Below are 23377 nucleotides of genomic sequence, written 5' to 3' on the forward strand. Positions count from 1 at the left end.
CTTTGGTCATATGCCGTTTCTACAATCTTGCAAGTTTTTCCTCCCCCATCCAACGCAAGAAAGAAGAACAGCCATGTCCGCCACCTTACGCCTTAAACCGCTGTGCCTGCTGGTGCTGCAAGCCCTGGCCTGCCACGCCGCCCTGGCCGCCCCTGTCGACGACGGCGCCGATGGCGCCGTGGCTGCCGCCGCCGGCGCCCCCATCCAGACCGTGGAAGTGCTGGGCCAGGGCCAATCGCGCCAGGTGCAGAACATCAACCACGCCGAGCTGGCCAAGCTGGTGCCAGGCACCAGCCCGCTCAAGGCCCTGGAAAAGCTGCCCGGCGTGAATTTCCAGTCGGCCGATCCATTTGGCGCCTATGAATGGTCGACCCGCTTCAGCGTGCGCGGCTTCAACCAGAACCAGCTGGGCTTCACCCTGGACGATATCCCGCTGGGCGACATGAGCTACGGTAACAACAACGGCTTGCACATCAGCCGCGCCATCTCCTCGGAAAACGTGGGCCGCGTGTCGGTCTCGCAGGGCGCCGGCGCCCTGGGCACGGCCTCGACCAGCAACCTGGGCGGCACGGTGCAGTTCGTCACCCTGGACCCCACGGACCAGCAGGGCGTGACCTTGGCCCAGACCCTGGGCAGCGACAGCACCTCGCGCACCTTCGTGCGCCTGGACAGCGGCCTCTTGAACGGCGGCGCCACCAAGCTGTTCATCAGCGGCACCCGCCAGCGCGCCGACAAGTGGAAAGGATCGGGCCCGCAGGACCAGGACCAGTTCAATTCGCGCCTGGTGCACCGCTTCGGCGATCACCAGCTGGCGCTGTTCTACAACCATTCCGACCGCAAGGAAACCGACTACCAGGACCTGTCGCTGGAAATGGCCCGGCGCCTGGGCTACGACTGGGATAACTACGCACCCGACTGGCAGCGCGCCGTCAACGCCGCCAAGGGCATCTACACGGGCGGCGTCACCAATATGGACGACGCCTACTACCTGGGCCGCGGCCTGCGCAAGGATGACCTGGGCGGCCTGGCCCTGAGCCTGCGCCTGGGCGAACACACCGACCTGAAAACCACGGTCTACCACCACGGCAACCAAGGCCAGGGCCACTGGTACACCCCGTACACGGCGTCCTCGGCCAGCGTGCCCATCGCCATCCGCACCACCGAGTATTCGATAGGCCGCGACGGCGTGGTGAGCGACCTGAACTGGGACTTCGGCGCCCACAGCGTGGCGGCCGGCTTCTGGGGCGAGCGCAGCCTGCATACCCTGACCCGCAACTTCTACGCGGTGGCGGACGGCAGCGACACCAACCACTTCCTGAGCAACCCCATGACCAATGTCAGCGGCCGCTTCCAGCAGGAATTCACCACCACCACCACCCAGTTCTACCTGCAGGACACCTGGGCCTCGGACGACGGCAAGCTCAAGGTCAACGCCGGCTTCAAGAGCCCCAAGGTCACCATAGACGCCGTCAACCTGATCGCCAGCAGCCGCGCCCAAGGCACGCTGACCGCCTCCAAGACCTTCCTGCCGCAGGCCGGCCTGAACTACAACCTCAGCCGCGACGACGAGCTGTTTGCCTCGGTGTCGAAAAACATGCGCGCCTTCCAGCCGGGCGTGAACGGCCCGTTCTCGCAGACCCAGCAGGCCTACGACCTCGGCATCGCCAAGCTGAAGCCGGAAACCTCGGTCAACGTCGACCTGGGCTACCGCTACAAGCGTCCCGGCCTGCAGGGTTCGCTGGCCGTCTACCACGCCGGTTTCGACGACCGCCAGCTGAGCGTTGCCGCCTGCGCCGGCATCGTCGGCTGCCCCAGCACCTTCGTCAACGTTGGCAAGGTTGAAACCAAGGGCCTGGAAGCGGTGGCGGTGTGGAAGATCAGCCGCGAATTCTCTTGGTTTAACACCTATACCTACAACGATTCCAAGTACAAATCCAACTACCTGGACAACAACAAGCTGGTGCAGGTGAGCGGCAAGCAGGTGGTCGATACCCCGCGCACCATGTTCAATACCGAACTGGGCTACGAGAACGCCGACTGGTTCGTGCGCGGTGGCGCCAAGTACACCGGCAAGCGCTACTACACCTACCTGAACGACGCCGGCGTGCCGTCCTACTGGCTCGCCAACCTGTCGGCCGGCTACAAGTTCCGCACCACCGGCATGGTCAAGGAACTGAGCCTGCAGCTCAACGTCAGCAACTTGTTCGACAAGCAGTATTTCAGCACCATAGGCTCGAACGGTTTCGTGGTGTCCGATCCCGGCGGCAATTTCGCTACCTTGCTCTCGGGTGCGCCGCGCCAGTTATTCCTCACCCTGAACGGCAAGCTGTAAGAGCCTGCTTCAAAACGGCCATGGCGTCGTTGCGGCGCCTCGCCCTGCCCGCTTTGAAGCAGGCTCAAGCGGGGGGGAGCCGGGGCGTGTTGCGCGCAGGACACAGCCTTGGCGGCGCGCTGGCATCCCCCAGCGCAACGCTGCATACTGGCTGTCCATAAGAGCATGGGGAGCCGCTATGAAATGGTTTTATGATCTCAAGATTGCCACCAAGCTGATCGTTGCCTTTGGGGCGGTGCAGGTGCTCACGCTGATACTGGGCGTGAGCAACCTGATGTCCATGGGCCGCGTCAACCAGGCCTCCACCGACCTGGCGGAAAACTGGATGCCCAGCGTGCAGGCCATCATGACCCTGCGTGCCGACGTGGCCGAGATGCGGCGCTGGGAACTGGCCCACATGCTCAACGACGAAGCCGAATCCAAGGCCAATTACGACAAGCGCATGGAAGACACGCTGGCCGCCGTCAAGAAGGACCGCGAGATCTACGCCAAGCTGATTTCCAGCCCGGAGGAGCAGGCCACCTACGATGAATTCGGCAAGCGCTGGGACGCCTTCATGGCGGACCACAACAAGATGATGGAATTGTCGCGCGCGCACAAGGTCGACGAGGCGCGCCAGATCGCTTCCAGCTCTTCGTCCACCGCCATCACCCAGCTGACCGAGACGCTGAACAAGCTGGTCAAGATCAACGTGGACGGCGGCGACCAGGCCAGCGACCAGGCCAGCGCCACCTTCCAGCAGGCCCGCATTACTTCCATCATCCTGCTGGCGGCCAATATCGCGGGCGGCATGCTGATGGCGCTGTGGGTGGCGCGGGTGGTGGCGGCGCCGCTGCGCGAGGCCGTGTCGCTGGCGCGCAATGTGGCCGACGGCGACCTGAACCGCAACATCGAGGTCAGCTCGGCCTGCGAGACCGGCCAGCTGATGCAGGCCCTCAAGGACATGACCCACAACCTGCAGCGCCTGGTGGCCCAGGTGCGCATCGGCACCGACACCATCGCCACCGCGTCCGGCGAGATCGCCAGCGGCAACCAGGACCTGTCCTCGCGCACCGAGCAGCAGGCCAGCTCGCTGGAGGAAACCGCATCCTCGATGGAAGAACTGACCTCGACCGTGAAGCAGAACGCCGACAATGCGCGCCAGGCCAACCAGCTGGCGGCATCGGCCTCGGCGGTGGCAGTGCGCGGCGGCGACGTGGTGGGACAGGTGGTGGGCACCATGGCGTCCATCAACGATTCCTCGCACAAGATCGTCGACATCATTTCCGTGATCGACGGCATCGCCTTCCAGACCAATATCCTGGCCCTGAACGCGGCCGTGGAGGCGGCCCGCGCCGGCGAGCAGGGCCGCGGCTTTGCCGTGGTGGCGGGCGAGGTGCGCAACCTGGCCCACCGTTCCTCGGCGGCGGCCAAGGATATCAAGGCCCTGATCAACGATTCCGTGGAAAAGGTGGAGAATGGTTCGCGCCTGGTGGGCGAGGCCGGCAGCACCATGGAGGAAATCGTGGCCAGCATCAACCGCGTGACCGACATCATGAGCGAGATCACGGCCGCCAGCGTGGAACAGAGCCACGGCATCGAGCAGGTCAATGTGGCCATTACCCAGATGGACCAGGTGACCCAGCAAAACGCGGCCCTGGTTGAGGAGGCCGCCGCTGCGGCCGAGTCCATGCAGGAACAGGCCGCCCGCCTGAGCGAGGTGGTGGCCGTGTTCAAGCTGCACGACATGCCCGCCGCTGCGCCGCTGCGCCGTCCGGCGCCCGCGGCCAAGACCAAGCCGCCAGCGCCGCCCGCCAAGCCGGCTCTGGCGGCTGTTCCAGCCCGCTCCACCATGAAGCCGGCCGGCACCAAACAGGTGGTGGACGGCGATGAATGGGAGACTTTCTAGCCCCTGCAACCGTCTACAGCGGGGTCTCCAGCACCAGCCTCAGGCCGATACGGCTGGTTGTGGTGGTCAGCGATTGCAGGCTGGCGCCGCCATAGTCATAGTCGCGCCCCTGCAGCTGGTCCTGGTGCAGGGTGTTGAGCAGCGAGAAGCGCAGCCGCATGCCGCCATCCCAGGCGTATGAGGCGTGCGCGTCCAGCGTGCGCGTGACGCCGGTATAGCTGCGCAGCGCGGCGCTGATGCGCACCGTGCCGCCGGTCTGCAGTCCGGCATTGACGCCCACGGTCCAGCGCCGCGCCGCGCGCCAGTCCAGGCCCAGGTTGGCGCTCAAGGGAACCTGTCCGGCCAGCCGGTTGTCCGGTCCTGGCGCTGCATCCAGGCGCGACCAGTTGCGCGCCGCGTTGGCGCGCAATTCCATGTCCGCCGCGTGCGCAAACAGCTGGCGCAGCGCCAGCCTGGCGTCGAACTCCAGACCTGCCACGCTGGCGTTGCCGCCGTTGTAGGAGGTGCTCACCCAGGCGGCGCCGTCCTGGAACAGGCGCTGCACCGTCACGTCGCGCACCCGGCGCGCATAGCCGGACAGGCTGAGCACGCCATCCTTGCCGGCATACGACTCATAGGCCGCGTCCAGCCCCCAGGCCAGCTCGGGACGCAGGGCCGGATTGCCCTGCTGGTCGGGATAGACCGGGCTGTTGCCATTGTTGACCGTGTAGCGGCGTGGCAGCAGGTCGCGCGTGGGCGGCTCCTTGTAGGTGCGCGACAGGGCCAGGCGCAGCTGGTCGCGTCCATCCAGCTTCCACAGCAGCTGCGCCACCGGGCTCCACACGCCGGCGCGGCGCCGCATGGCCGCCATCGCCGGGCCGCCGGTGCGCGTGTCCAGCCCTTCCCAGCGCAGGCCCAGGGATAGCTGCAGGCGCGTGTCCACCTCCCATTCGTCCTGGACGTACAGGGCCAGGCGACGCACCCGGCCCTGGTATTCCTGCACCAGTGGCGAGGCCGCGCCGGACGGCGTGCTGTCGTCCTGCCGCCGCAGTTCCCGGCGGCGCGTCTCGGCGCCGTCCCAGCCCAGCGCCACGCTGTGACCCGCGCCGATGCGCGCCAGGTATTTGCCGCTGCTGGTGAGGCTGTCGTCGGCCGCCGTGGAAGCCACCCGGCGCGTGAACAGCGGCTGCTCTTCCAGGCTGGCGCCGTGGAAGACATAGTCCGAGCGGCGGTGGTTGTAGTCGCCGCCCAGCCTGGCCGTGAGCTGGGCGTCCGGGTCCAGCTTGCGGGTCCAGGCCAGGTTGCTGCGCGCGAAAGCCGTGTCCGCCGTGATGCCGTAATCATTGTGCGGATAGGCCGTGCCGGCGCCGGCCAGCGCGCTCTCGCGGGCCGCACCGTGCGACTGGCTGCGGTACAGGTCCAGCAGGCTTTGCCAGGCCAGGGTGTCGCCGTTGTCCAGGGTCCAGTTCAGGCGCGGCGCCAGGCTGAGTTTTTTGGTGCGGCCCCGGTTGTCCTGCGCGGTGGAGCGCAGCGCGGCGCCGCTGCGCTCCACCGTGATGGGCGTCTCGCGGTAGCCGGTGTCGCTGAGCGCGCCCGACAGGCTGTACGACAGGGCGCCGCGCTTGCCGCCGGCCTGCAGCGAGGCCGAGGGGCTGGCGCGGCCCTGCAAGTCTTCCAGCGCCAGCTTGAGGTCGCGCCTCGTGCGCGCGCCCTTGCGCAGCACGATGTTGATGGTGCCCGCCATGCCCTGTGCGCTGTATTCGGCCGATGCCGAGCGCAGGATTTCGATGCGCTCCACCAGATCGGGCGCGATGCTGTCGATGTTCATGCCGGGCGGCGCCGGTTCGCCGTTCACCAGCAGCTGGGTGTAGCCGGCGCCCAGCCCGCGCATGCGGACCTCGCCGCCGCTGACGGTAACGCCGGGCTGGCGTTTCAGCACCGCACCCAGGGTGGTGTCGCCGTACTGTTCGAGGTCGGCGCGGCCGACCACGATGCGGCCCGCCGTGTCGTCGCGGCGCAGGGCTTGCGCCCCGGGCGCGGTGATGTCGACGCGCTGCAGGTCCTGCGCCTGGGCGCCGGTTTGCAGCATCAGCAAAGTTAGCAAGGTGTGGCGCGAGCCCATGTGAGATGGAAGGAAGTTGATCGGCGGCGCAGAGTATTGCGCAACCCGCCATGCCGGATGCAAACCGTGTGACGAGCGGCCGGTACGCCGTGACGAAAGTGCCGGCGGCGCTGCGCCCGGCCTGCGCCGCGCTGGTATACTCGCCCCCCATGTATGCTTCCAACCACCGCGCGGGCCTGCGCTGGCGCACCGTATTGCTGGCGATCGCGCTGAACCTGCTGGTGTGGCTGGCCGTGTGCGCCATCGGCGCGGCGGCGGTGCACGCCGACCAGCTGCGCCAGCACGTGGGACGTGGCTACGTTTGGCTGCTGCGCGCCTGGATGCTCAACCATGCGCTGATGGCGGTGTTCAGCACCGGCCTGTTCCTGGCTTTCCTGCGCTGGCCGCAGATGCTGGCCAGCGCGCGCCGCCTGCTGCTCGGCTATGTCCTGGTGCTGCTGGTGTTCCTGCCATGGGAGGTGGCCTACGTGGCGCTGGCGGACCTGCTCAAGTCCGGCCTGCGGGTCGGCATGGAGCCCTGGCTGGAACAGCTGCGCGGCGAGGGCGGCTTCACCATCTTCCTGGAATTCGCCTGGACCAGCGGCACCTACCTGGCGGTGGCGGCGGTGTGCATCTGGCGCGCCGGGCAGCGGCGCGAACGGGCCTGGCGCCAGGCCCAGAATGACAACCTGCGCCTCAGCCTGGAATTGGAGCAGCAGCGCATGCTGGCCCTGCGCGCCCAGCTGGAACCGCATTTCATCTTCAACGCCCTCAATGCGATCAGCGCCCTGGTGCGCACCGGCGACGAGGCGCTGGCGCTGGGGGGCATCCACCGCCTCAGTGAACTGCTGCGCTATGCGCTGGCGGCCGGCACCCGCGACTGGGCCAGCGTGGGCGAGGAGCTGGCTTTCCTGCGCGACTACCTGGCCCTGCAGCGGCTGCGCTACGGCGCGCGCCTGCGGGTGCAGCTGGAGGCCGACGAGGGCGCGCTGGCCGATGGCGACTGTCCGCCGCTGCTGCTGCAGCCGCTGGTGGAAAACGCCTTGCGCCATGACCTCGATTGCCATGAAGACGAGAGCGACATCCGCATCGCCGTGGCGCGCGAGGGCGACATGCTGTCGATCCGCATCGGCAATCCCGTGGCGGAGGCCCTGCCGCGCAATCCCGGCCTGGGCCTGGGACTGGCCAACACGCGCGCGCGCCTGGAACTGGCCTATCGCGGCGCGGCCACGCTGCACACCGGGCGCGCCGGCGGCCGTTTCGAGGTGGCGATCCGCATGCCGCTGTACGCGGCGCAGGCCGCATGACGGCCGCCGCCAGCCCGGCCCTGCGCGTCCTGGTCGTGGATGACGAGGAACCGGGCCGTATCAACCTGCGCTACGCGCTGGCGCGCCATGCGGGATGGAGCATCGCCGGCGAATGCGCCAGCGCCGCCGCCGCGCGCGAGCTGCTGCAAACGCACCCGGCCGACCTGGTGTTGCTGGACATCCAGATGCCGCGCGAAAGCGGCATGGACCTGGCGCGCAGCCTGTGCCTGCTGGAGCGTCCGCCCCTGATCATCTTCGTCACGGCCTACAACAGCTATGCGGTGCAAGCCTTCGAGGTGCACGCCCTGGACTACCTGCTCAAGCCGGTCGACGACGAGCGCCTGGCGCAGGCCCTGGAGCGCGCCCGCGCCATGCTGGCCCAGCGCCGCCTGGCCGGCTTCGTGGAGGCCCAGCGCGCCTATCTGGCGGCGCAAGACGACCCGCAGCCGCAGCCGCCATACTGGCAGCAGCTGTCGGTGCGCTCGGTGGGCCGCATCGAATGCGTGCGGCTCGATGAGGTGCTGTGGCTGGAGGCGGAGGGCAATTACGTCCGCCTGCACCTGGCGCGGCGCCAGGTGCTGTACCGCATGCCGCTGAGCCGCCTGGAGCAGCACCTGGATCCGGCGCGCTTCGTGCGCGTGCACCGGCGCGCCATCGTCGCCGCCGGGCAGGGCGCCTGCCTGTCGGTGACCGGCGACGGCAGCTACCGTCTGGCGCTGCGCTGCGGCGCCACGGTGGATGTCAGCGAGCGCCATGCCGGCGCCGTGCGGGCCCGCCTGGGCGACGCCTGAAGCGCCGCAGACGCCTGAATTTACGCCTGGGACCGCTGCGGCGACACCTTGGGCAAGGTCATGCGCACCGTGGTGCCCAGGCCCGGCGCCGATTCCAGCGCGATGCGCCCACCCAGCGCGCCGGTGACGATGTTGTACACGATGTGCATGCCCAGTCCGGTGCCGCCCTGGCCCATGCGGGTGGTGAAGAAGGGGTCGAACACATGGCGCAGCACCTCGTCCGCCATGCCGGCGCCGTTGTCGGCAAAGCTCAGCGTGACCAGTCCGCCCTGTTCCTGTTCCTGCGCCTCGATGGTGATGACGCCGGCCTGGCCCGGCTGGAAAGCGTGGGTGAGCGCGTTGTTGAGCAGGTTGTTGAGGATCTGGTACCAGCTGCCGGGATAGGAATCTAGCATCACCCCGGGCAGGATGCGCACCTGCACCGTGCAGTCGGCCCGGCGCAGGCGCGGCAGGTAGGTGGCCACCGTGTCCTGCACCGCGCCCAGCAGGTCGAAGCAGCGGCGCTGGTCGCTGGTCTGGTCGACCGCGATTTGCTTGAAGGAGGAAATCAGCTCGGCCGCCTTCTGCAGCGAGCCGGCGATCAGGTTGCTGGCCATGCGCACCTCCTCCAGGTGGGCGTTCAGCTCCGACCTGCGCAGCGCCCCGGCCGCCACGTGGGCCTCGAAATCGGCCACCCGGTCGCGCAGGGCGGTGGAGGCCAGCAGGCTGTTGCCGATCGGGGTGTTGAGCTCGTGCGCGATGCCGGCCACCAGCGACCCCAGCGAGGCCATCTTCTCGGACGCCAGCAGTTCGTGCTGGGTGCGCTGCAGGGAGTGTACGGCGGCGTTCAGTTCGGCATTGGCCTGTTCCAGCTCGGCCGAGCGCTGCCTGACCCGGGTCTCCAGCGACACGTTCAAGTCCTTCAATTCCTCCCGCGAGAGGGCCAGCCTGCGCTCCGACTGCTGCAACTGGGCGATGCGGTCCAGCAGGGCGGCGCGCATGGTGTTCAGGGCGCGCGCGAAGGCCGCCACCTCGTCGCTGCCCACCGCTTCCAGCTCCTGGCTGTAGTCGCCGGCCGCCACCAGCTGCGACTGCGCCATCAGTTCGCGCAGGCGCCGTCCTATGCCGTGGGTGAATGCGTACAGCAGCACCAGGGCCGCCATCAGGCCGATGGCGCCGATCATCCCGCCCTGGCGTATCACTTCCTCGCGGGCCTGGCGCAGCTCCATGGTGGAGAGGCCAAAGTTGATGCTGCCGACCCGGTTATCGCGCAGCAGCAGGGGCGCGCGTGCATGCAGCAGGCCGCCATCCATCAGGGTGCGCACGCCCTTGAAGGCCTTGGCCTCGGGGTGGCCGTCCAGGTCGGGCAGGACGGCCGGGCGCTGGCCGGCCTGCACCAGCGGCGTGCCGGCCTGGTCCAGCACCACGATGTAGCGTACGAAGCTGTCGTCGGGGTCGGCCAGCATCTCGGCCAGGTAGCCGCGCAGTTCGGCCAGCCTGCCGCTGGCGGCGTAGGGACTGAGGGAGAGGTTGAGGGTGGTGGCGTATTCCTGGGCCACCCGGTCGGCGCTGCGGCCGACCGCGCGCGCCATCAGGCGCTGGCTGTTCCAGGCCAGCAGGGACACGGTCAGGACCAGGATCACGGCGCAGAGCAGCAGGAACCGGGCGCGCAGCGGTAAGCTCAAAACATACACTCCTTGCAATACGGTGTGACCGCAGTGGCAACGCCAGGAGTGCATGCGCGGGCCAGCGCCGCCCGGGCAGGGCGGCGCCGGGGACCTGCCTCCTGGTGCTCAAGGCAGGGTCAGGATCACTTTCACGCTGTCATCCACTGCCGATTTGTCAATATAACCGATTGCCTTGGGATCGGCAGCAACTGCTTTCTTGACTTCGGCGCTGTTGGCGTATTCCTTGGGCGGGGTGGCCTTGCCGGTAAATACCAGCTTGGACCACAGGGCCTTGACCTGGGCCGTATCCTTGTCGGCCACCTTGCGGTAGAACTCGGCGCGGATGGGCGAGCTCTCCGGCTGGTCCACAGGGGTGAACAGGTTGGATTTACCAAGGAAGAACTGGGACGCCTGCTCCGAGAACATGCGCGTGGCCGGGTTCTGCTTGGAGACGATGACGACGACTTCGGCCGAGGCGGGCAGGGCGGCGGCGCCCAGGACCGACAGCACGAGGGTAGCGATGGTGGCTTGTTTCATGGCCGCTCTCCTTTCCTAGAACACGAAGTCGAGCGCGGCGCCGACCACGGTGACATTGTCCTTGTACCCGGCGGCCGGGGCGTAGATCAGGGTGCCGCTCTTGGCCTTGGGCTTGACGCGGTCGACCTGCACCTTCAGGGCCAGCGACTTGGCGAAGTCCCAGCGCACGCCGAGGGTGTCGGTGTCCTGTTCGGCTGGCGTGACCAGGCCGGCGACGGCGGCGTTCAGGGCCGGGATCTTGCCCAGGGTGGACGGCACGGCGACGCTGCTGCCGTCGCCCTTCATGGAAGCGTGGGTGTAGTAGGGCAGGATCTTGCCGAAGCGGTAGCCGGCCATCAGGTACCAGGCGTTGGTGTCGGACAGGTAGACCTTGTCCTTGGCGCGGCGCTGGGCGTACTCGGACTGCAGCACGATATTGTTCCAGTCCATGGTCATGCCGACCGAGGTGAAGCCGATTTTCTTCCCGCCTGCGAAGCTCAGGTCGTTGGCCAGCGTGCCGAAGCCGGCGCCCGCCAGGGTCTTGGCCAGGGTGTTGAACGACAGCAGGTCATTGATTTCCATCTTGGCCTGGGCGTGCGCCACGCGCACCACGAAGGGACCGTATTCGCCGGACAGGCTGACGCCGTAGTCGGGCGCGCGGTAGGTCGAAGTCGGACCGTTGTTGCTGGCCACGAACAGCTTGCCGCGGCTCACGCCCACGAAAGCCTGGGCGGTGAAGTTCAGGTCGCCAAAGGCGTGCTGGTAGTTGAGGTCGGCGCCGTCCGAGTTCTCGATCGGGTTCTGGCTGTACAGTTCCACCGGCGGACGCATCATGGTGTTGGCGTAGCCGACGTTCTGGTAATCGGAAATCAGGAAGGTGGGCACCACCACGCGGCCCACGCGCACGCTGATCTCGTCGTTGACCCGGGCTTTCAGGAAGGCCCAGGTCAGGTCGGTGGTGAAGGCGGGGCTGCTGGACTTGCGGGTCAGCACTTGCGCCGTGCCCGACAGCCAGTCATTGAACTGGTAGGTGGCTTGCAGGCCGAGGTTGGTGTCCAGGCCGATGCGGGCATGGTCGCCCACGCCGTCGGCCTGGTTGTAGCGGGCGAACTGGGCCTGGTCGGTGTCGCCCTTGGCGACGCCCAGGGTGCCGAAACCGCTGATGCTGAGTTTGCCGTCGTCCAGCGCGCCGGCCTGGGCCTGCATGGCTGCGGCGGCGGACAGCACGGCTGCCACTAAAAGTTGCTTGTTCATATGGTCGATGTCCTTGGATTTTTGATGAAGTCTTGTTGTCGTGACATGCGGGGCTTGGGCATATGGGTCACACCTTAGTGCAATTGCTCTAGAGCATCAAACCAAATCGCAAAAAAAGATCGCTCGTGCTTTAAAACCGTTGTTTTCACATCTGAAATAGCAAATTATCTAATTGATTCAGTAACTTGTATGATGTCCTTCAAGTGTATTCTGGATAAGTTTGACATTTGCTCATGGTGACCGCGCCGCGGCCTCAGGGATTACAATAGCGGCTCCCCTTTTCCACCCGTGAGTACAGAGATATGGCCGTCAATTCCCCCCTGCCCGTCGCCGCTGAACTGAAGCCGGTCCCCGGTATCGAGATCGGCTATGCCGAAGCCGGCATCAAGAAGCCGGGCCGCAAGGATGTGCTGGTGCTGAAACTGGCGCCGGGCGCCACCGTGTCGGGCGTGTTTACCCTGAACCGCTTCTGCGCCGCGCCGGTGCAGATCGCCAAGGCCAACCTGGAGGCGGTGCGGGCCGGCGGTGCGCCGATTGCCGCGCTGCTGGTCAACACCGGCAACGCCAACGCCGGCACCGGCGAGCTGGGCCTCTCGCTGGCGCGCGACACCTGCGCCGCACTGGCCGGCCAGCTGGGCGTGCAGCCGTCGCAGATCCTGCCGTTCTCCACCGGCGTGATCCTGGAGCCGCTGCCGGCCGATAAAATCAAGGCCGCGCTGCCGGCCGCCGTCGCCAACCTCAAGGCCGACAACTGGTACAACGCGGCCGAGGCCATCATGACCACCGACACCCAGCCCAAGGCCGGGTCGCGCACGGTGCAGATCGCCGGCCACACGGTGACCATGACCGGCATCAGCAAGGGCGCCGGCATGATACGACCCAACATGGCCACCATGCTGGGCTACCTGGCCTTCGACGCCAAGGTGGCCCAGCCCGTGCTGGACCAGCTGGTGAAACACGCGGCCGACCACTCGTTCAACTGCATCACCATCGACGGCGACACCTCGACCAACGATTCCTTCATGCTGGTGGCCACCGGCGCCGGCACCCTGGAAGTGAACTCCGTGGACAGCCCGGAATACGCGGCCCTGCGCGACGCCGTCACCGAGCTGTCGCTGTTCCTGGCCCAGGCCATCGTGCGCGACGGCGAAGGCGCCACCAAGTTCATCTCCATCGTGGTGGAGGAAGCGGCCAGCGTGGAGGAAGCGCGCAAGATCGCCTACGCCATCGGCCACTCGCCGCTGGTCAAGACCGCCTTCTTCGCCTCCGATCCGAACCTGGGCCGCATCCTGGCCGCGATCGGCTACGCGGGCGTCGACGACCTCGATGTCGCCAAACTCAATCTCTACCTGGACGACGTGTGGGTGGCCAGGGATGGCGGCCGCAACCCGGACTACAAGGAAGAAGACGGCCAGCGCGTGATGAAGCAAAGCGAAATCACGGTGCGCGTCAAGCTGGCGCGCGGCGCGGCGTCCGCCACGGTGTACACCTGCGACTTTTCGCACGAGTACGTGTCCATCAACGCCGACTACCGCTCCTGATGTCGGCCGCGCTGGAACAATTCCTGGCGCGCGCCGAGGCCCTGCTGGCGCGGGTGGAAGCCATTTTGCCCCCGGCCGCGCCGGCCGTGGACTGGAGCGCCCACGCGTTCCGCTGGCGCCGCCGTCCCGGACAGCCGGGCTGTTTGCAGGCGGTGGCCCATGTGTCGCGCATCGGCCTGGAGGACTTGCACAACATAGGTCCGCAGAAGCTGCAGATCGAGCAGAACACGCGCCAGTTCGTGGCCGGCCGTCCGGCCAACAATGTGCTGCTGACCGGGGCGCGCGGCACCGGCAAGTCGTCGCTGATCAAGGCCTGTTTGAACCAGTTCGCTGGGCAAGGCCTGCGCCTGATCGAGGTCGACAAGGCCGAGCTGGCCGACCTGCCGGACATCGTCGACCTGGTGGCGGGCCGGCCCGAGCGCTTTGTGATCTTCTGCGACGATTTGTCGTTCGAGGAAGGCGAGAGCGGCTACAAGGCGCTCAAAGTGGCGCTCGACGGCAGCATCGCGGCGCAGTCGGACAATGTGCTGATCTACGCCACCTCCAACCGCCGCCATCTGCTGCCCGAGCGCATGTCGGACAACACCAGCTACAAACACGACGAGGATGGCGATCTGCATCCGGGCGAGACGGTGGAGGAAAAGATTTCGCTGTCCGAGCGCTTCGGCCTGTGGCTGTCGTTCTACCCGTTCAAGCAGGATGACTACCTGGCCATCGTCGGCCACTGGCTGGCCTCGTTCGGCTGCAGTGAGCAGCAGATTGCCGACGCGCGCGGCGACGCCCTGCGCTGGGCCCTGCAGCGCGGCTCGCGTTCCGGCCGCGTGGCCTGGCAGTTCGCCAAGGACCACGCCGGCCGCCAGGAGCCGGCATGAAGCCTGTCGATGTGGCGGTCGGGGTGCTGGTCAAGCCGAATGGCGACGTGCTGCTGGGCCAGCGCCCGGCCGGCAAGCCCTACGAAGGGTATTGGGAATTCCCGGGCGGGAAAGTCGACCCGGGCGAGACCATCCTGGCGGCGCTCAAGCGCGAGTTCCTGGAAGAGCTGGGCCTGACCGTGCGCAGCGCGCAGGAGTGGTGCGGGGTGGAATACGTCTACCCGCACGCCCACGTGCGGCTGCATTTCTACATCAGCCGCGACTGGGAAGGCGAACCGCAAAGCCTGGAAGGACAAGCCTTCGCCTGGCAGGGCGCGGTAGGCGTGGAACCGCTGCTGCCGGCCACCATTCCGCTGCTGGAATGGCTGGAACACATCCGCCACGACCCGGCGGCGCTGCCGTAAAACCGCGGGGTTAGCGCGCGTTGTTCAAGCCAGCGCCGGCAGCAGTTCGTCCTGGTCCTGGTTGGCGGCCACGGTGGCGTAATCCTGCGCCAGCAGCGTCGGTACGGCGGCAAAGCGTGGCGCGCGCAGGCTGGCGCGCAGCTGGGCCACGCAGCTTTCCAGGGTTTCATGGCGCTTGCGCGCCTCGGAGCGTTTCTTGGATGGGATGGCCGCCATGTCCGGCGACGCGATGGCCTCGCATGGCAGCAGCCAGTCGCCATCCGCGCGCCGCACCGCTTCCAGTTCCTGCCACAGGGCGTCGTAGTCGGCGTGCACCTTGCCCTGGCGGGTGGCGCTGCGCACCGCGCGGTTGTCATTGCCGACCAGGCGCAGCTCGGCGCAGCCATAGTCGTGGCCCAGCTGGCGCAGCAGGCGCACCATCAGGTTCTTGGGCCGCATGCCGTGCAGTTCGCGGGTGGCGTCCTTGATCAGCTGCAAGCCGTCGCTGCCGCGCGGTCCCTGCATGCAGCCGACCCCGACCACCATGCCGCGCTCGCCATGGAAGAAGGAGAAGGCGCAGGAGTAGACCACGGTGGCGCCCTGGGTCAGTTGCAGCACCAGTTCGCCCTCGCGTTCCATGGGTTCGATGGCTTGCAGGCGCACCTGGTAGGGCAGGCCGGACTTGCCGTCGATCTCGGCCAGCAGCACGCCGCCGCGCGCGGCTTGCACCACGGTCGGTCCCAGGCCGTGGCGGAACACGAAGCGGTAGTGGTCGTGCAGCACGGCCAGGCGCTGGCGGTGGCCCAGGGTCGTGCTCAGGTAGGGACGATAGACCTTGTACACCAGGCGCGGCCGGGCCTGCACCAGGTCGCCGAACAGCGGATGCGAATTGAGCAGCCGCAGCCAGTCGCCGGTGACCGGCGCGTGCAGGCGCGCGCGCAAGGATAGCTTGATGCGTTCACGCAGGCGCGTGAATCCGCCGTATCCGGCCAGGCCGGAACGTATGGTAATGGACTGCGACATCGTCTCTGTTCTCTATTCGGGTGTTACCAGGGCAGCGGAGGTGTATATCAGTTGCGGCAGCTGCGATGGCGGCGCGTGTTCCGGCACGGTGGCTGGGTGCGGACACGGATACCCGGGGAGGGCGATGCCGTCATGAAAGGGGAGGTGCCTTATGACAAAAGCGATGGTACGGGCTTTGTAACGTAATGTAAATCAGTAAATTGCCTTACGGATTACCCTCATACTATATTGCAGCATAAATCCATGTATATAAAACAAAAAATGGCATCCCCTAGGGGAAACACGTAGTTGTAAATCATGACAGGTGTAAAGATCCGCCCTGAGAGGCGCTACAAAATGATACAAGCGGGCCACCTGCGCTATCCAGCCTTCATCGCGCTGTACCTGCTGTTCGACTGGGCCACCTATGTCGATCCGCTGTACGGCCTGAACATCACGCCCTGGAATCCGGATCCGGCCCTGGGCCTGGTGTGCTGGCTGCACTGGGGCTGGCGCGCGGCGCCGCCCTTGTTCCTGGCGCTGCTGGGCGGCGAGGTGCTGGTGCGCGGCATGCCGGCCGGACTGGGCATGACCGTGCTGGGCTGTTTGTGGCTGACGGCCGGCTATGGCGCCATCGGCGCCGCGCTGCGCCGCAGCTTTGGCGACGGCGCCGTGTTCGACCGCCGTGGCAGCCTGGTGCGCTGGCTGGCCATCGTGCTGGCCGGCAGCGCGCTCAACGACCTGGTATATATCTCGCTGCTGCGCGCCGGCGGACTGATCCCGGCCGGACAGTTTGGCGTGGCGCTGCTGCGCTTCGGCATCGGCGACATGGTGGGCGTGGTGGTGTCCATGCCGCTGATCTGGATGCTGTCCAGCGCCGCCGGCCGCCAGCGTTTGCGCGCCGCCGTGTGGCGGGCCGAAACCCTGGGCTACCTGGGCCTGGCCGTGTGCGTGCTGTACTCGGTGTTCGGCTCCATCGCCAGCGCCGAATTCAAGCATTTCTATTTCCTGTTCCTGCCCGTGATCTGGGCCGCCGCGCGCCATGGCCTGTGCGGTGCCGCGCTGATGGTGTTCCTGCTGCAGGCCGCCATCGTGGCGCTGTTCAAGTGGAGCCATGCGCCGCACATCAATGTGCACGAGCTGCAGCTGCTGGACGCCGTGCTGGCGCTGGTGGGATTCTTCATCGGCATCGTGGTGGACGAGTTCCGCCAGGTGGCCGCCGAATTGCAGCAGTCGCTGCGCCTGGCCGCCGCCGGCGAGATGGCGGCAGCCCTGGCGCATGAGCTGAACCAGCCGCTGACCGCCCTGGGCGCCTACGGCAAGGCCTGCGAACTGCTGCTGGCGCGCGGCGACCAGGGTCCCATGCTGGGCGAGGCCATAGTCCGCATGGTGCAGGAGGCGGGCCGCGCGGCCGAGGTGGTGCGCCGCCTGCGCGACTTCTTCCGCACCGGCGCCATGCGGCTGGAGGCGGTCGAGGCCGCGCCGCTGGTGCAGGGCGTGGCGCAGCAGTTCCGCGCCCAGTGCCACGAGCACGGCGTGCAGCTGCAGGTGGGGCACATCCCGCCGCTGGCGGTGCTGGCCGACCGCCTGCAGATCGAGCTGGTGCTGCGCAACCTGCTGGCCAATGCCTGCGAGGCGGTGCAGGAGCGCGACGGCGGGGCGCGCACGGTGGCGGTGTCGGCCGACGTGCTGGCGGCCGCCGGCGGTCCGGCCCAGCTGCGCCTGACCGTCACCGACAGCGGGCGCGGGGTCTCGCCGGCCCAGGCTGCGCGCCTGTTCCAGCCCTTTGTGTCCTCCAAGGCCAGCGGCCTGGGGTTGGGCCTGGTGCTCAGCCGCGCCATCGCCGAGGCCCATGGCGGCGCCCTGTGGGCCGAGGTCGCGCCCCAGGGCGTGTTCCGCCTGCTGCTGCCGCTGGCGGCCGGCCAATCTTCTTCAACCGACGCAACGCAAGGAGCACAGCGTGCAGCATGACCTGACCATTTTCATCGTCGACGACGATCCCTCGGTGCGCGATGCGCTCGGCCTGCTGCTGGGCGTGCGCGGCTACCGGACCGCCATGTTCGCCAGCGGCGAGGCCTTCCTGCAGGCCTGGCAGCCATGGTGGGCCGGCTGCATGCTGGTCGACATCCGCATGTCCGGCATGGATGGCCTGAGCCTGCAGCAGGAGCTGGCGCGGCGCGGCTGCCGCATCCCCGTCATCATCGTCAGCGGCCATGCCGACGTCGCCATGGCGCGCGCCGCCTTCAAGGCCAATGCCAGCGACTTCCTGGAAAAGCCCTTCGACGACGCCAAGCTGATTGCCGCCATCGACGAGGCCCTGTCGCGCCAGCAGGACCAGCGCGAGCAGGAGGCGCGCCGCGAGCGCGGCGCCAGCCTGTTGTCGGCCCTGACCCCGCGCGAGCGCGAGGTGATGGACCTGGTGGTGACCGGCGCCCACAACCGCGACATCGGCCCGGCGCTGGGCATCAGCGTGCGCACGGTGGAAGTGCACAAGGCGCGCCTGATGGGCAAGCTGGGCGTGGACAACGTGGCCGACCTGGTGCGCATCAGCCTGCTGGACCGGTCCTGACTGGGAGTTGTTTAATCGATAAGGTGGTATGATGTGCCCTCATACCGTCACCTGGAGGAATGCCATGCAACGTGTACTGATCTTCCTCAGCGTGCTGGGGGTGGTGCTGTTTGGCGGACTCCATGCGCTGTCCTATGCCGACACGCCGCTGGTCGAGCGCGCCGCCCGGGAAGTGCTGCGCATCGAGGTCGAGCGCCGGGTGGGCGACAAGATCGATGCGCTGTCCGGCGCCCGCATTGCCGGGCTGGCGCGGCGCGTGCTGGGCGACGCCGACGCCGAACTGGCGCTGCAGCGTGCGCGGGCCGGCGCGGCGCAGCAGGTGGCGCAGGTAGTGGACCGGATGCTCGATCCCGCATGCGAATGCCGCAAGCGCCTGGCCGGCTACCGCGCCGCCATCGAGGACGCCAGGCTGGGCGCGCTGGGCGCTGCGCGCGACCGCATGCTGGTCCTGATCGAAGCGTCGTACGCCCATGTGTCGCAACAGTTGCTGCGCGAGGTGCGCATCTTCACGGGCACCAACGCCGTGATGTTCGCGCTGCTGGGCCTTGCCGCCGGACGGCGCGGCCGCGCCGGCGCGGCGCCCCTGCTGCTGCCGGCCACCGTGCTGCTGGGCTCGGCGGCGCTGTGCGCCGGCTTCTACCTGTTCGGCCAGGACTGGCTGCACACCATCGTCTACGGGCGCTACGTGGGCATGGCCTATGCCGCCTACGCCGCGCTGCTGGGCGCGCTGCTGGCGGATATCCTGCTGAACCGCGCGCGAGTCAGCAGGCAGGTGCTGGGGATGGCGGACGGCGCGCTGCCAGCGGCCGCCTGTTGACATGCAGGCGCGCCGCACGGGTGCGGTTTGGGAAGCTGCCGCCGGCTCGCGCCGGCCGCGCACTGATACAATGGCGTCACCGCTTGCCGACCGCCGGAGAATGATGATGACTGTCTTCCGCCTTGCTTCCACTCCCCTGGTACGCCAGCTGGCGCTGGTGGCGCTGTGCACCATGGCGATCCTGCTGCTGCCGCTGGCGGCCATGCAATTTACCCGCGAAGTGGACTGGCAAGCCAACGATTTCGTGGCGGCCGCCGTGCTGCTGGGCGGTGCCGGCACCGTATACGTGCTTGCCGCGCGCCTGTTGCGCACTGGTCGCCAGCGCCTGCTGGCCGCCGCCCTGTGCGCGCTGGCGCTGCTGCTGGCCTGGGCCGAGCTGGCGGTGGGCGTGTTCGGCACGCCGCTGGCCGGCAGTTGATGGGCGCCGCCATCTCCGGAAGGCAGGCGCAGGCCTGGGCGCGCTGGGCCGGCTTGCTGTACCTGGTCATCATCGTCATCGGCCTGTTGGGCGAGGCCCTGGTGCGCGGCACCCTGGTGGCGCCCGGCGATCCGGAAGCCACCGCCAGCCGCATCCTGGCCAACCAGGGCCTGTGGCGGCTGGGCGTGGGCGCGCAGGACGTGCTGCTGCTGTGCGCCGTGGCCATGACGGCGATCTGGTATGTGCTGCTGCGGCCGGTGCAGCGCGAACTGGCGCTGGCCGCCATGTTCTTCGCGCTGGTCTCGCTGGCGGTGGAAAGCGTGAGCGCGCTGCACCTGCATGGCGTGCTGATACCGCTGTCGGATGCCGCCTACCTGCGCTGCTTCGATGCCCGCCTGCTGCACCTGCAGGCCTACCAGGCGGTGGTGGCGCACGCCCATGCGTTCGGACTGGCGCTGCTGTTCTTCGGCGTCGAATGTCTGACTGTCGGGCTGCTGCTGCGACGTTCCGGCTACTTCCCCAAGGCCATCGGCTTGCTGATGCAGCTGGCCGGCGCGTGCTACCTGGTCAACAGTCTGGCCATGGTGCTCCATCCGCCGCTGCAGGACTGGCTGTTCCCCGCCATCCTGTTGCCTTGCCTGGTGGGCGAGGGCGCTTTCTGTCTGTATTTGCTGTTCAAGGGGCTGGACGTGGCGGCTTGGGACGCACACCCCGGGGTCAGATCTCTCGTTAGTCCATGAGCTCGCCGTTCGAAGCGAACTCATGTCCGAATTAGAGATCTGACCCCGGGGTGGCGGGGGTGGCCAGCTCGCGCAGGCCGCGCTCCGCCTGCGTGGTGCGCTCGGCCGCCCGCCGCAGCACCACGGCGCGGTTGCTGCTCTCCTGGTCGCGCCGGTTTTCGCGGTGCCACAGGTGCAGCACCTCGGTGGCGTAGGCGCCGTCCTTGCGCATCACGCCCGCGTTGTACAGGCGTACCACCAGGTCGGAATCCTCGTGACCCCAGCCCAGGAAGCTTTCGTCGAAGCCGTTCACCAGGTCCAGGTCGCTGCGCCACACGGCCAGGTTGCAGCTCTTGATGCGGCGCCAGGTGAAGCAGGTGCTGGTGCGGCCCCAGTCCGGCAAAGTCAGCAGCATGGGCGCCACCTTGTTCAGTCCGCCCTTGAAACGCCAGGCCAGCAGCTCGGCCGGGCCCAGGCGCTGCAGGGCGATGCGCTGGACCAGCGCGCGCGCCGTGGCTTGTTCATTTAGCAAGATACGGCTGCCCTGCACCAGGTGGCCGCGCTGCGCCAGGCGGCGGTGCTGGCGGATGAAACCGCGCTGCGGCACGCAATCGCCATCCAGGAAGATGATGTAGTCGCCGCGCGCCTCCAGGGTGCCCAGGTTGCGCACCCGGGCCGCGCGGAAGCCCAGGTCCTCCTGCCACACATGGCGCAGCGGCACCGGCGAACGTTTCGCCAGCGCCTGCACGCATTCCTGCGTGTTGTGGCCCGAGCCGTCATCAGCGATAATGATTTCAAATGCCAGATCGTCCTGGTCGAAGCAGGCCTCCACCACGGCGGCCAAGGCGTCGGGGCGGTTGTACGTGGTAATGATGACGGAAATGGTTGATGCTGCTTGCATAAGGTCAGGTCGGCCGTGTGTTGTCCTGCAGCAATCCTACAGAATACATGAATAATACCCTATCGACCCTGTCCTTCCGTCCCCTCCTAGTCGCCGGCCTGATCTTCCTGCTGCCCTGTTCCGCCCTGCTCAGCAGCGCCGGCGTCGGCCTGTGCAGCTTCGGCTTCCTGCTGGCCGCCATCGTGTGGTGGCGCGAGATACGCCCTGTGCTGCAACCCTGCCTGCCCGAGGTGCGCGGCGTGCTGATCGCCTTCGGCCTGGCGCTGCTGGTGCCGCTGGCCGGCCTGCTGCTGCGCGAGGGCGCCATGCTGCGCGACCTGGAGAAGCCCTCGCGCATGCTGGCTGCCGCTTCCGTCATGCTGGTGGTGCTGCTGGTGCGCCCCAGCCGCAAGGCGCTGTGGTGGGGCCTGATCGCGGGCACCGTGGTGGGTGCAGCCTACATCGCCTGGCAGCGCTGGCACCTGGGCATAGAGCGCCCCGGCGGCGGCATCAACTCCATCACCTATGGCGACGTGGTGCTGTGCATGGGCCTGCTGTCGCTGGCCGGCACCCTGGATTTCCAGGGCCGCCAGGCCGTGTGGCCGGGACTGGGCGCGCTGGCCGGCCTGGTCGGTTCGATCGCCACCGGCACCCGCGGCGGCTGGATCGCCCTGCTGTGCGCCGCCGTCCTGTTCATCCAGTATGGCCATGTGCTGCGCGGGCGCTTCCGCAAGGGCTTGCTGTTGGCCTCGCTGGTGCTGTTGGTGAGCACTTACTTTATCCCCCAGACGGGCGCGCGCGACCGTATCCACCAGGGCGTCAGCGACGTCGAGCAGTATTTCGACGGCGGCAACCGCGTCACCAACATCGGGGTGCGCTTCGAGCTGTGGCGCGGCGCCGCCGCCATCATCGCGCGCCATCCGCTGCTGGGCGCCAGCGACCGTACGGTGCGCGCCGAGCTGACCGAACTGGTGGGCGAGAAAAAAGTCGATCCCTATGTGCTGGGGGTCGAGCACTTCCATAACGAGATCCTGCAGGTGCTGGTGTATGGAGGCGTGCTGGGCCTGCTGGTGTGGGGCGCCACCGTCATCATGCCTTTCCTGTTCTTCCTGCGCATGCTGCGCGGCCATGCGACAGCGGCGCCGGGACGGGTGGCGCCGGCCCTGGCCGGCCTGCTGCTGGTGGTGAGCTTCTTCAGCTTCGGCCTGACCGAGGTAATCTTCTGGTCGGTGCGTGGCGCCATCTTCTACGCCCTGATGCTGTTCCTGCTGATGGGCCTGTGCCTGAACGCGAGGGAGCAGGCATGAGCGCGCGCACCCTGGTCATTTCGCCCAACTGGATAGGCGACGCCGTGATGGCGCAGCCGCTGCTGGCGCTGCTGCGCGCGGCCGCGCCGGACCGTCCCATCGACGTGCTGGCCCCACCGGCGGTGTCGCCCGTATGGCGCCAGATGGCCGAGGTCGACCAGGTGCTGGAAACCCCGTTCCGCCATGGCGCCCTGCAGCTCGGGGAGCGCTGGAAGTATGCGCGCGAGCTGCGCCGGCGCGGCTATGCGGACGCCTACGTGCTGCCCAACACGCTCAAGTTCGCGCTGATCCCGTGGCTGGCCGGCATCCCGCGCCGGGTCGGCTACAAGGGCGAGAGCCGCCATGGCCTGATCAACGTCATGCACCATGACGAGACGCCGCCGCGCCCCATGGTGGCATTCTATGCCGCGCTGGCGGGCGCGCCGCTGGCGCACCTGGACGCCGCACGGCGCGCCGCGTTGCCGCGTCCGCGCCTGTCGGCCAGCGCGCGCCAGATCGCCGATGTGTGCGCGAAGACCGGGGTCTCGCCCGCACGCCCCTTGCTGGTGTTCGCTCCCGGCGCCGAATTCGGCGTCGCCAAGCGCTGGCCGGCCGCCCATTTCGCCGGTCTGGCGCGCACCGTGCTGGCGGACCACCCTGATGCCCAGGTCGCGCTGCTGGGCTCCCCCAAGGACAAGGAAGCCTGCGGCGAGGTGCTGGCGGCGCTGCCCGATGCGCCGCCCGGTGCGCTGTTCAACCTGGCCGGCGCCACCAGCCTGGGCGAGGCCATTGCCCTGATCGCGCAGGCCGCCGCCGTGGTGGCCAACGATTCCGGCCTGCTGCACATTGCCTCGGCCCTGAACCGCCCGGTGGTGGCGCTGTACGGCCCCACCGATCCGGACCATGCGCCGCCATTTTCCGATCTGGCGGCCTCGCTCTCGCTGCGGCTGGCGTGCTCGCCGTGCCGCCAGCGCGTATGCCCGCTGGGCCACCAGGACTGCATGGTCAAGCTGGAGCCGCAGCTCGTGTGGCGCAGCCTGCAGCCCATGCTGGCGCCGCGCTGAGAACCCGGCGTC

20 protein-coding genes are annotated in these 23377 nt (G+C 68.0%); 14 read left to right on the forward strand and 6 right to left on the reverse strand.

Features of this window, described 5'->3' with window-relative positions; all coding sequences use genetic code 11:
* Positions 1–73: 73 nt before the first annotated feature.
* Together ACLB1G_RS17450 and ACLB1G_RS17455 are read left to right on the forward strand one after the other, a co-directional pair.
* Positions 74–2332 (forward strand): TonB-dependent receptor, encoded by a 2259-nt coding sequence (locus tag ACLB1G_RS17450; protein ID WP_491628501.1) that lies wholly within the window; start codon positions 74–76, stop codon positions 2330–2332.
* Positions 2333–2510: 178 nt separating this feature from the next.
* Complete coding sequence (locus ACLB1G_RS17455) at positions 2511–4220, forward strand: methyl-accepting chemotaxis protein (protein ID WP_491628502.1); 1710 nt, start codon at positions 2511–2513, stop codon at positions 4218–4220.
* Positions 4221–4233: 13 nt separating this feature from the next.
* Here ACLB1G_RS17455 and ACLB1G_RS17460 read toward each other — a convergent pair whose 3' ends face one another.
* The gene (locus ACLB1G_RS17460) at positions 4234–6321 is read right to left on the reverse strand and encodes a TonB-dependent receptor plug domain-containing protein (RefSeq protein WP_491628503.1); all 2088 of its coding nucleotides are present in this window, start codon (positions 6319–6321) and stop codon (positions 4234–4236) included.
* A gap of 149 nt (positions 6322–6470) precedes the next feature.
* Between ACLB1G_RS17460 and ACLB1G_RS17465 the strand changes: the two genes are divergently transcribed.
* Positions 6471–7607 carry a sensor histidine kinase gene (locus tag ACLB1G_RS17465; RefSeq protein ID WP_491628504.1) on the forward strand — a complete coding sequence of 379 codons (1137 nt, stop codon included), beginning with the start codon at positions 6471–6473 and terminating at the stop codon, positions 7605–7607.
* Entirely contained in the window at positions 7604–8398 is a 795-nt protein-coding gene (locus ACLB1G_RS17470; RefSeq protein ID WP_491628505.1) for a LytR/AlgR family response regulator transcription factor, read from the forward strand. The genes ACLB1G_RS17465 and ACLB1G_RS17470 overlap by 4 nt, the downstream gene beginning before the upstream one ends.
* 20 nt (positions 8399–8418) lie before the next feature.
* Here the strand turns inward: ACLB1G_RS17470 and ACLB1G_RS17475 are convergent, their stop codons facing one another.
* The 3 genes from ACLB1G_RS17475 to ACLB1G_RS17485 all read right to left on the reverse strand — a co-directional run bounded on the left by ACLB1G_RS17475 (position 8419) and on the right by ACLB1G_RS17485 (position 11814).
* Positions 8419–10062 (reverse strand): sensor histidine kinase, encoded by a 1644-nt coding sequence (locus ACLB1G_RS17475; RefSeq protein WP_491628506.1) that lies wholly within the window; start codon positions 10060–10062, stop codon positions 8419–8421.
* Between the two features lie 108 nt (positions 10063–10170).
* Complete coding sequence (locus tag ACLB1G_RS17480; RefSeq protein WP_491628507.1) at positions 10171–10581, reverse strand: type 2 periplasmic-binding domain-containing protein; 411 nt, start codon at positions 10579–10581, stop codon at positions 10171–10173.
* A gap of 15 nt (positions 10582–10596) precedes the next feature.
* On the reverse strand, positions 10597–11814 hold the full coding sequence (locus ACLB1G_RS17485; protein ID WP_491628508.1) for a porin: 1218 nt from the start codon (positions 11812–11814) through the stop codon (positions 10597–10599).
* Between the two features lie 302 nt (positions 11815–12116).
* Between ACLB1G_RS17485 and argJ the strand changes: the two genes are divergently transcribed.
* The 3 genes from argJ to ACLB1G_RS17500 are packed head-to-tail and all read left to right on the forward strand — an operon-like array spanning position 12117 to position 14631.
* On the forward strand, positions 12117–13355 hold the full coding sequence (gene argJ / locus ACLB1G_RS17490; protein WP_491628509.1) for a bifunctional glutamate N-acetyltransferase/amino-acid acetyltransferase ArgJ: 1239 nt from the start codon (positions 12117–12119) through the stop codon (positions 13353–13355).
* On the forward strand, positions 13355–14227 hold the full coding sequence (locus ACLB1G_RS17495; RefSeq protein WP_491628510.1) for an ATP-binding protein: 873 nt from the start codon (positions 13355–13357) through the stop codon (positions 14225–14227). The genes argJ and ACLB1G_RS17495 overlap by 1 nt, the downstream gene beginning before the upstream one ends.
* A complete protein-coding gene (locus ACLB1G_RS17500; RefSeq protein ID WP_491628511.1) occupies positions 14224–14631 on the forward strand; it encodes an NUDIX domain-containing protein in 408 nt (135 codons plus the stop codon). Before ACLB1G_RS17495 ends, ACLB1G_RS17500 begins: the two co-directional genes overlap by 4 nt.
* 24 nt (positions 14632–14655) lie before the next feature.
* Here ACLB1G_RS17500 and ACLB1G_RS17505 read toward each other — a convergent pair whose 3' ends face one another.
* Entirely contained in the window at positions 14656–15633 is a 978-nt protein-coding gene (locus tag ACLB1G_RS17505) for a VirK/YbjX family protein (RefSeq protein WP_491628512.1), read from the reverse strand.
* Positions 15634–15969: 336 nt separating this feature from the next.
* Here ACLB1G_RS17505 and ACLB1G_RS17510 point away from each other — a divergent pair, with 336 nt between their 5' ends.
* The 5 genes from ACLB1G_RS17510 (at position 15970) to ACLB1G_RS17530 (ending at position 20156) form a co-directional block, all read left to right on the forward strand.
* Positions 15970–17583, forward strand: coding sequence for an ATP-binding protein (locus tag ACLB1G_RS17510; RefSeq protein WP_491628513.1), 1614 nt, complete (start codon positions 15970–15972; stop codon positions 17581–17583).
* Positions 17573–18181: a response regulator transcription factor gene (locus ACLB1G_RS17515; RefSeq protein ID WP_491628514.1), complete on the forward strand. Its 609-nt coding sequence runs from the start codon at positions 17573–17575 to the stop codon at positions 18179–18181. The genes ACLB1G_RS17510 and ACLB1G_RS17515 overlap by 11 nt, the downstream gene beginning before the upstream one ends.
* A 64-nt stretch (positions 18182–18245) precedes the next feature.
* Complete coding sequence (locus ACLB1G_RS17520) at positions 18246–18998, forward strand: hypothetical protein (RefSeq protein WP_491628515.1); 753 nt, start codon at positions 18246–18248, stop codon at positions 18996–18998.
* Between the two features lie 100 nt (positions 18999–19098).
* Complete coding sequence (locus tag ACLB1G_RS17525; RefSeq protein ID WP_491628516.1) at positions 19099–19416, forward strand: hypothetical protein; 318 nt, start codon at positions 19099–19101, stop codon at positions 19414–19416.
* Positions 19416–20156 (forward strand): DUF4386 domain-containing protein, encoded by a 741-nt coding sequence (locus ACLB1G_RS17530; RefSeq protein WP_491628517.1) that lies wholly within the window; start codon positions 19416–19418, stop codon positions 20154–20156. The genes ACLB1G_RS17525 and ACLB1G_RS17530 overlap by 1 nt, the downstream gene beginning before the upstream one ends.
* A gap of 31 nt (positions 20157–20187) precedes the next feature.
* Here the strand turns inward: ACLB1G_RS17530 and ACLB1G_RS17535 are convergent, their stop codons facing one another.
* A complete protein-coding gene (locus tag ACLB1G_RS17535; protein ID WP_491628518.1) occupies positions 20188–21036 on the reverse strand; it encodes a glycosyltransferase family 2 protein in 849 nt (282 codons plus the stop codon).
* A gap of 47 nt (positions 21037–21083) precedes the next feature.
* On the opposite strand from ACLB1G_RS17535, the gene ACLB1G_RS17540 reads away from it, so the two are divergent.
* Together ACLB1G_RS17540 and waaF are read left to right on the forward strand one after the other, a co-directional pair.
* Positions 21084–22322, forward strand: coding sequence for an O-antigen ligase family protein (locus ACLB1G_RS17540; RefSeq protein ID WP_491628519.1), 1239 nt, complete (start codon positions 21084–21086; stop codon positions 22320–22322).
* A complete protein-coding gene (gene waaF, locus ACLB1G_RS17545) occupies positions 22319–23365 on the forward strand; it encodes a lipopolysaccharide heptosyltransferase II (RefSeq protein WP_491628520.1) in 1047 nt (348 codons plus the stop codon). The genes ACLB1G_RS17540 and waaF overlap by 4 nt, the downstream gene beginning before the upstream one ends.
* The last annotated feature ends 12 nt before the right edge of the window (positions 23366–23377 follow it).

The organism is Duganella kummerowiae, from assembly GCF_053572355.1.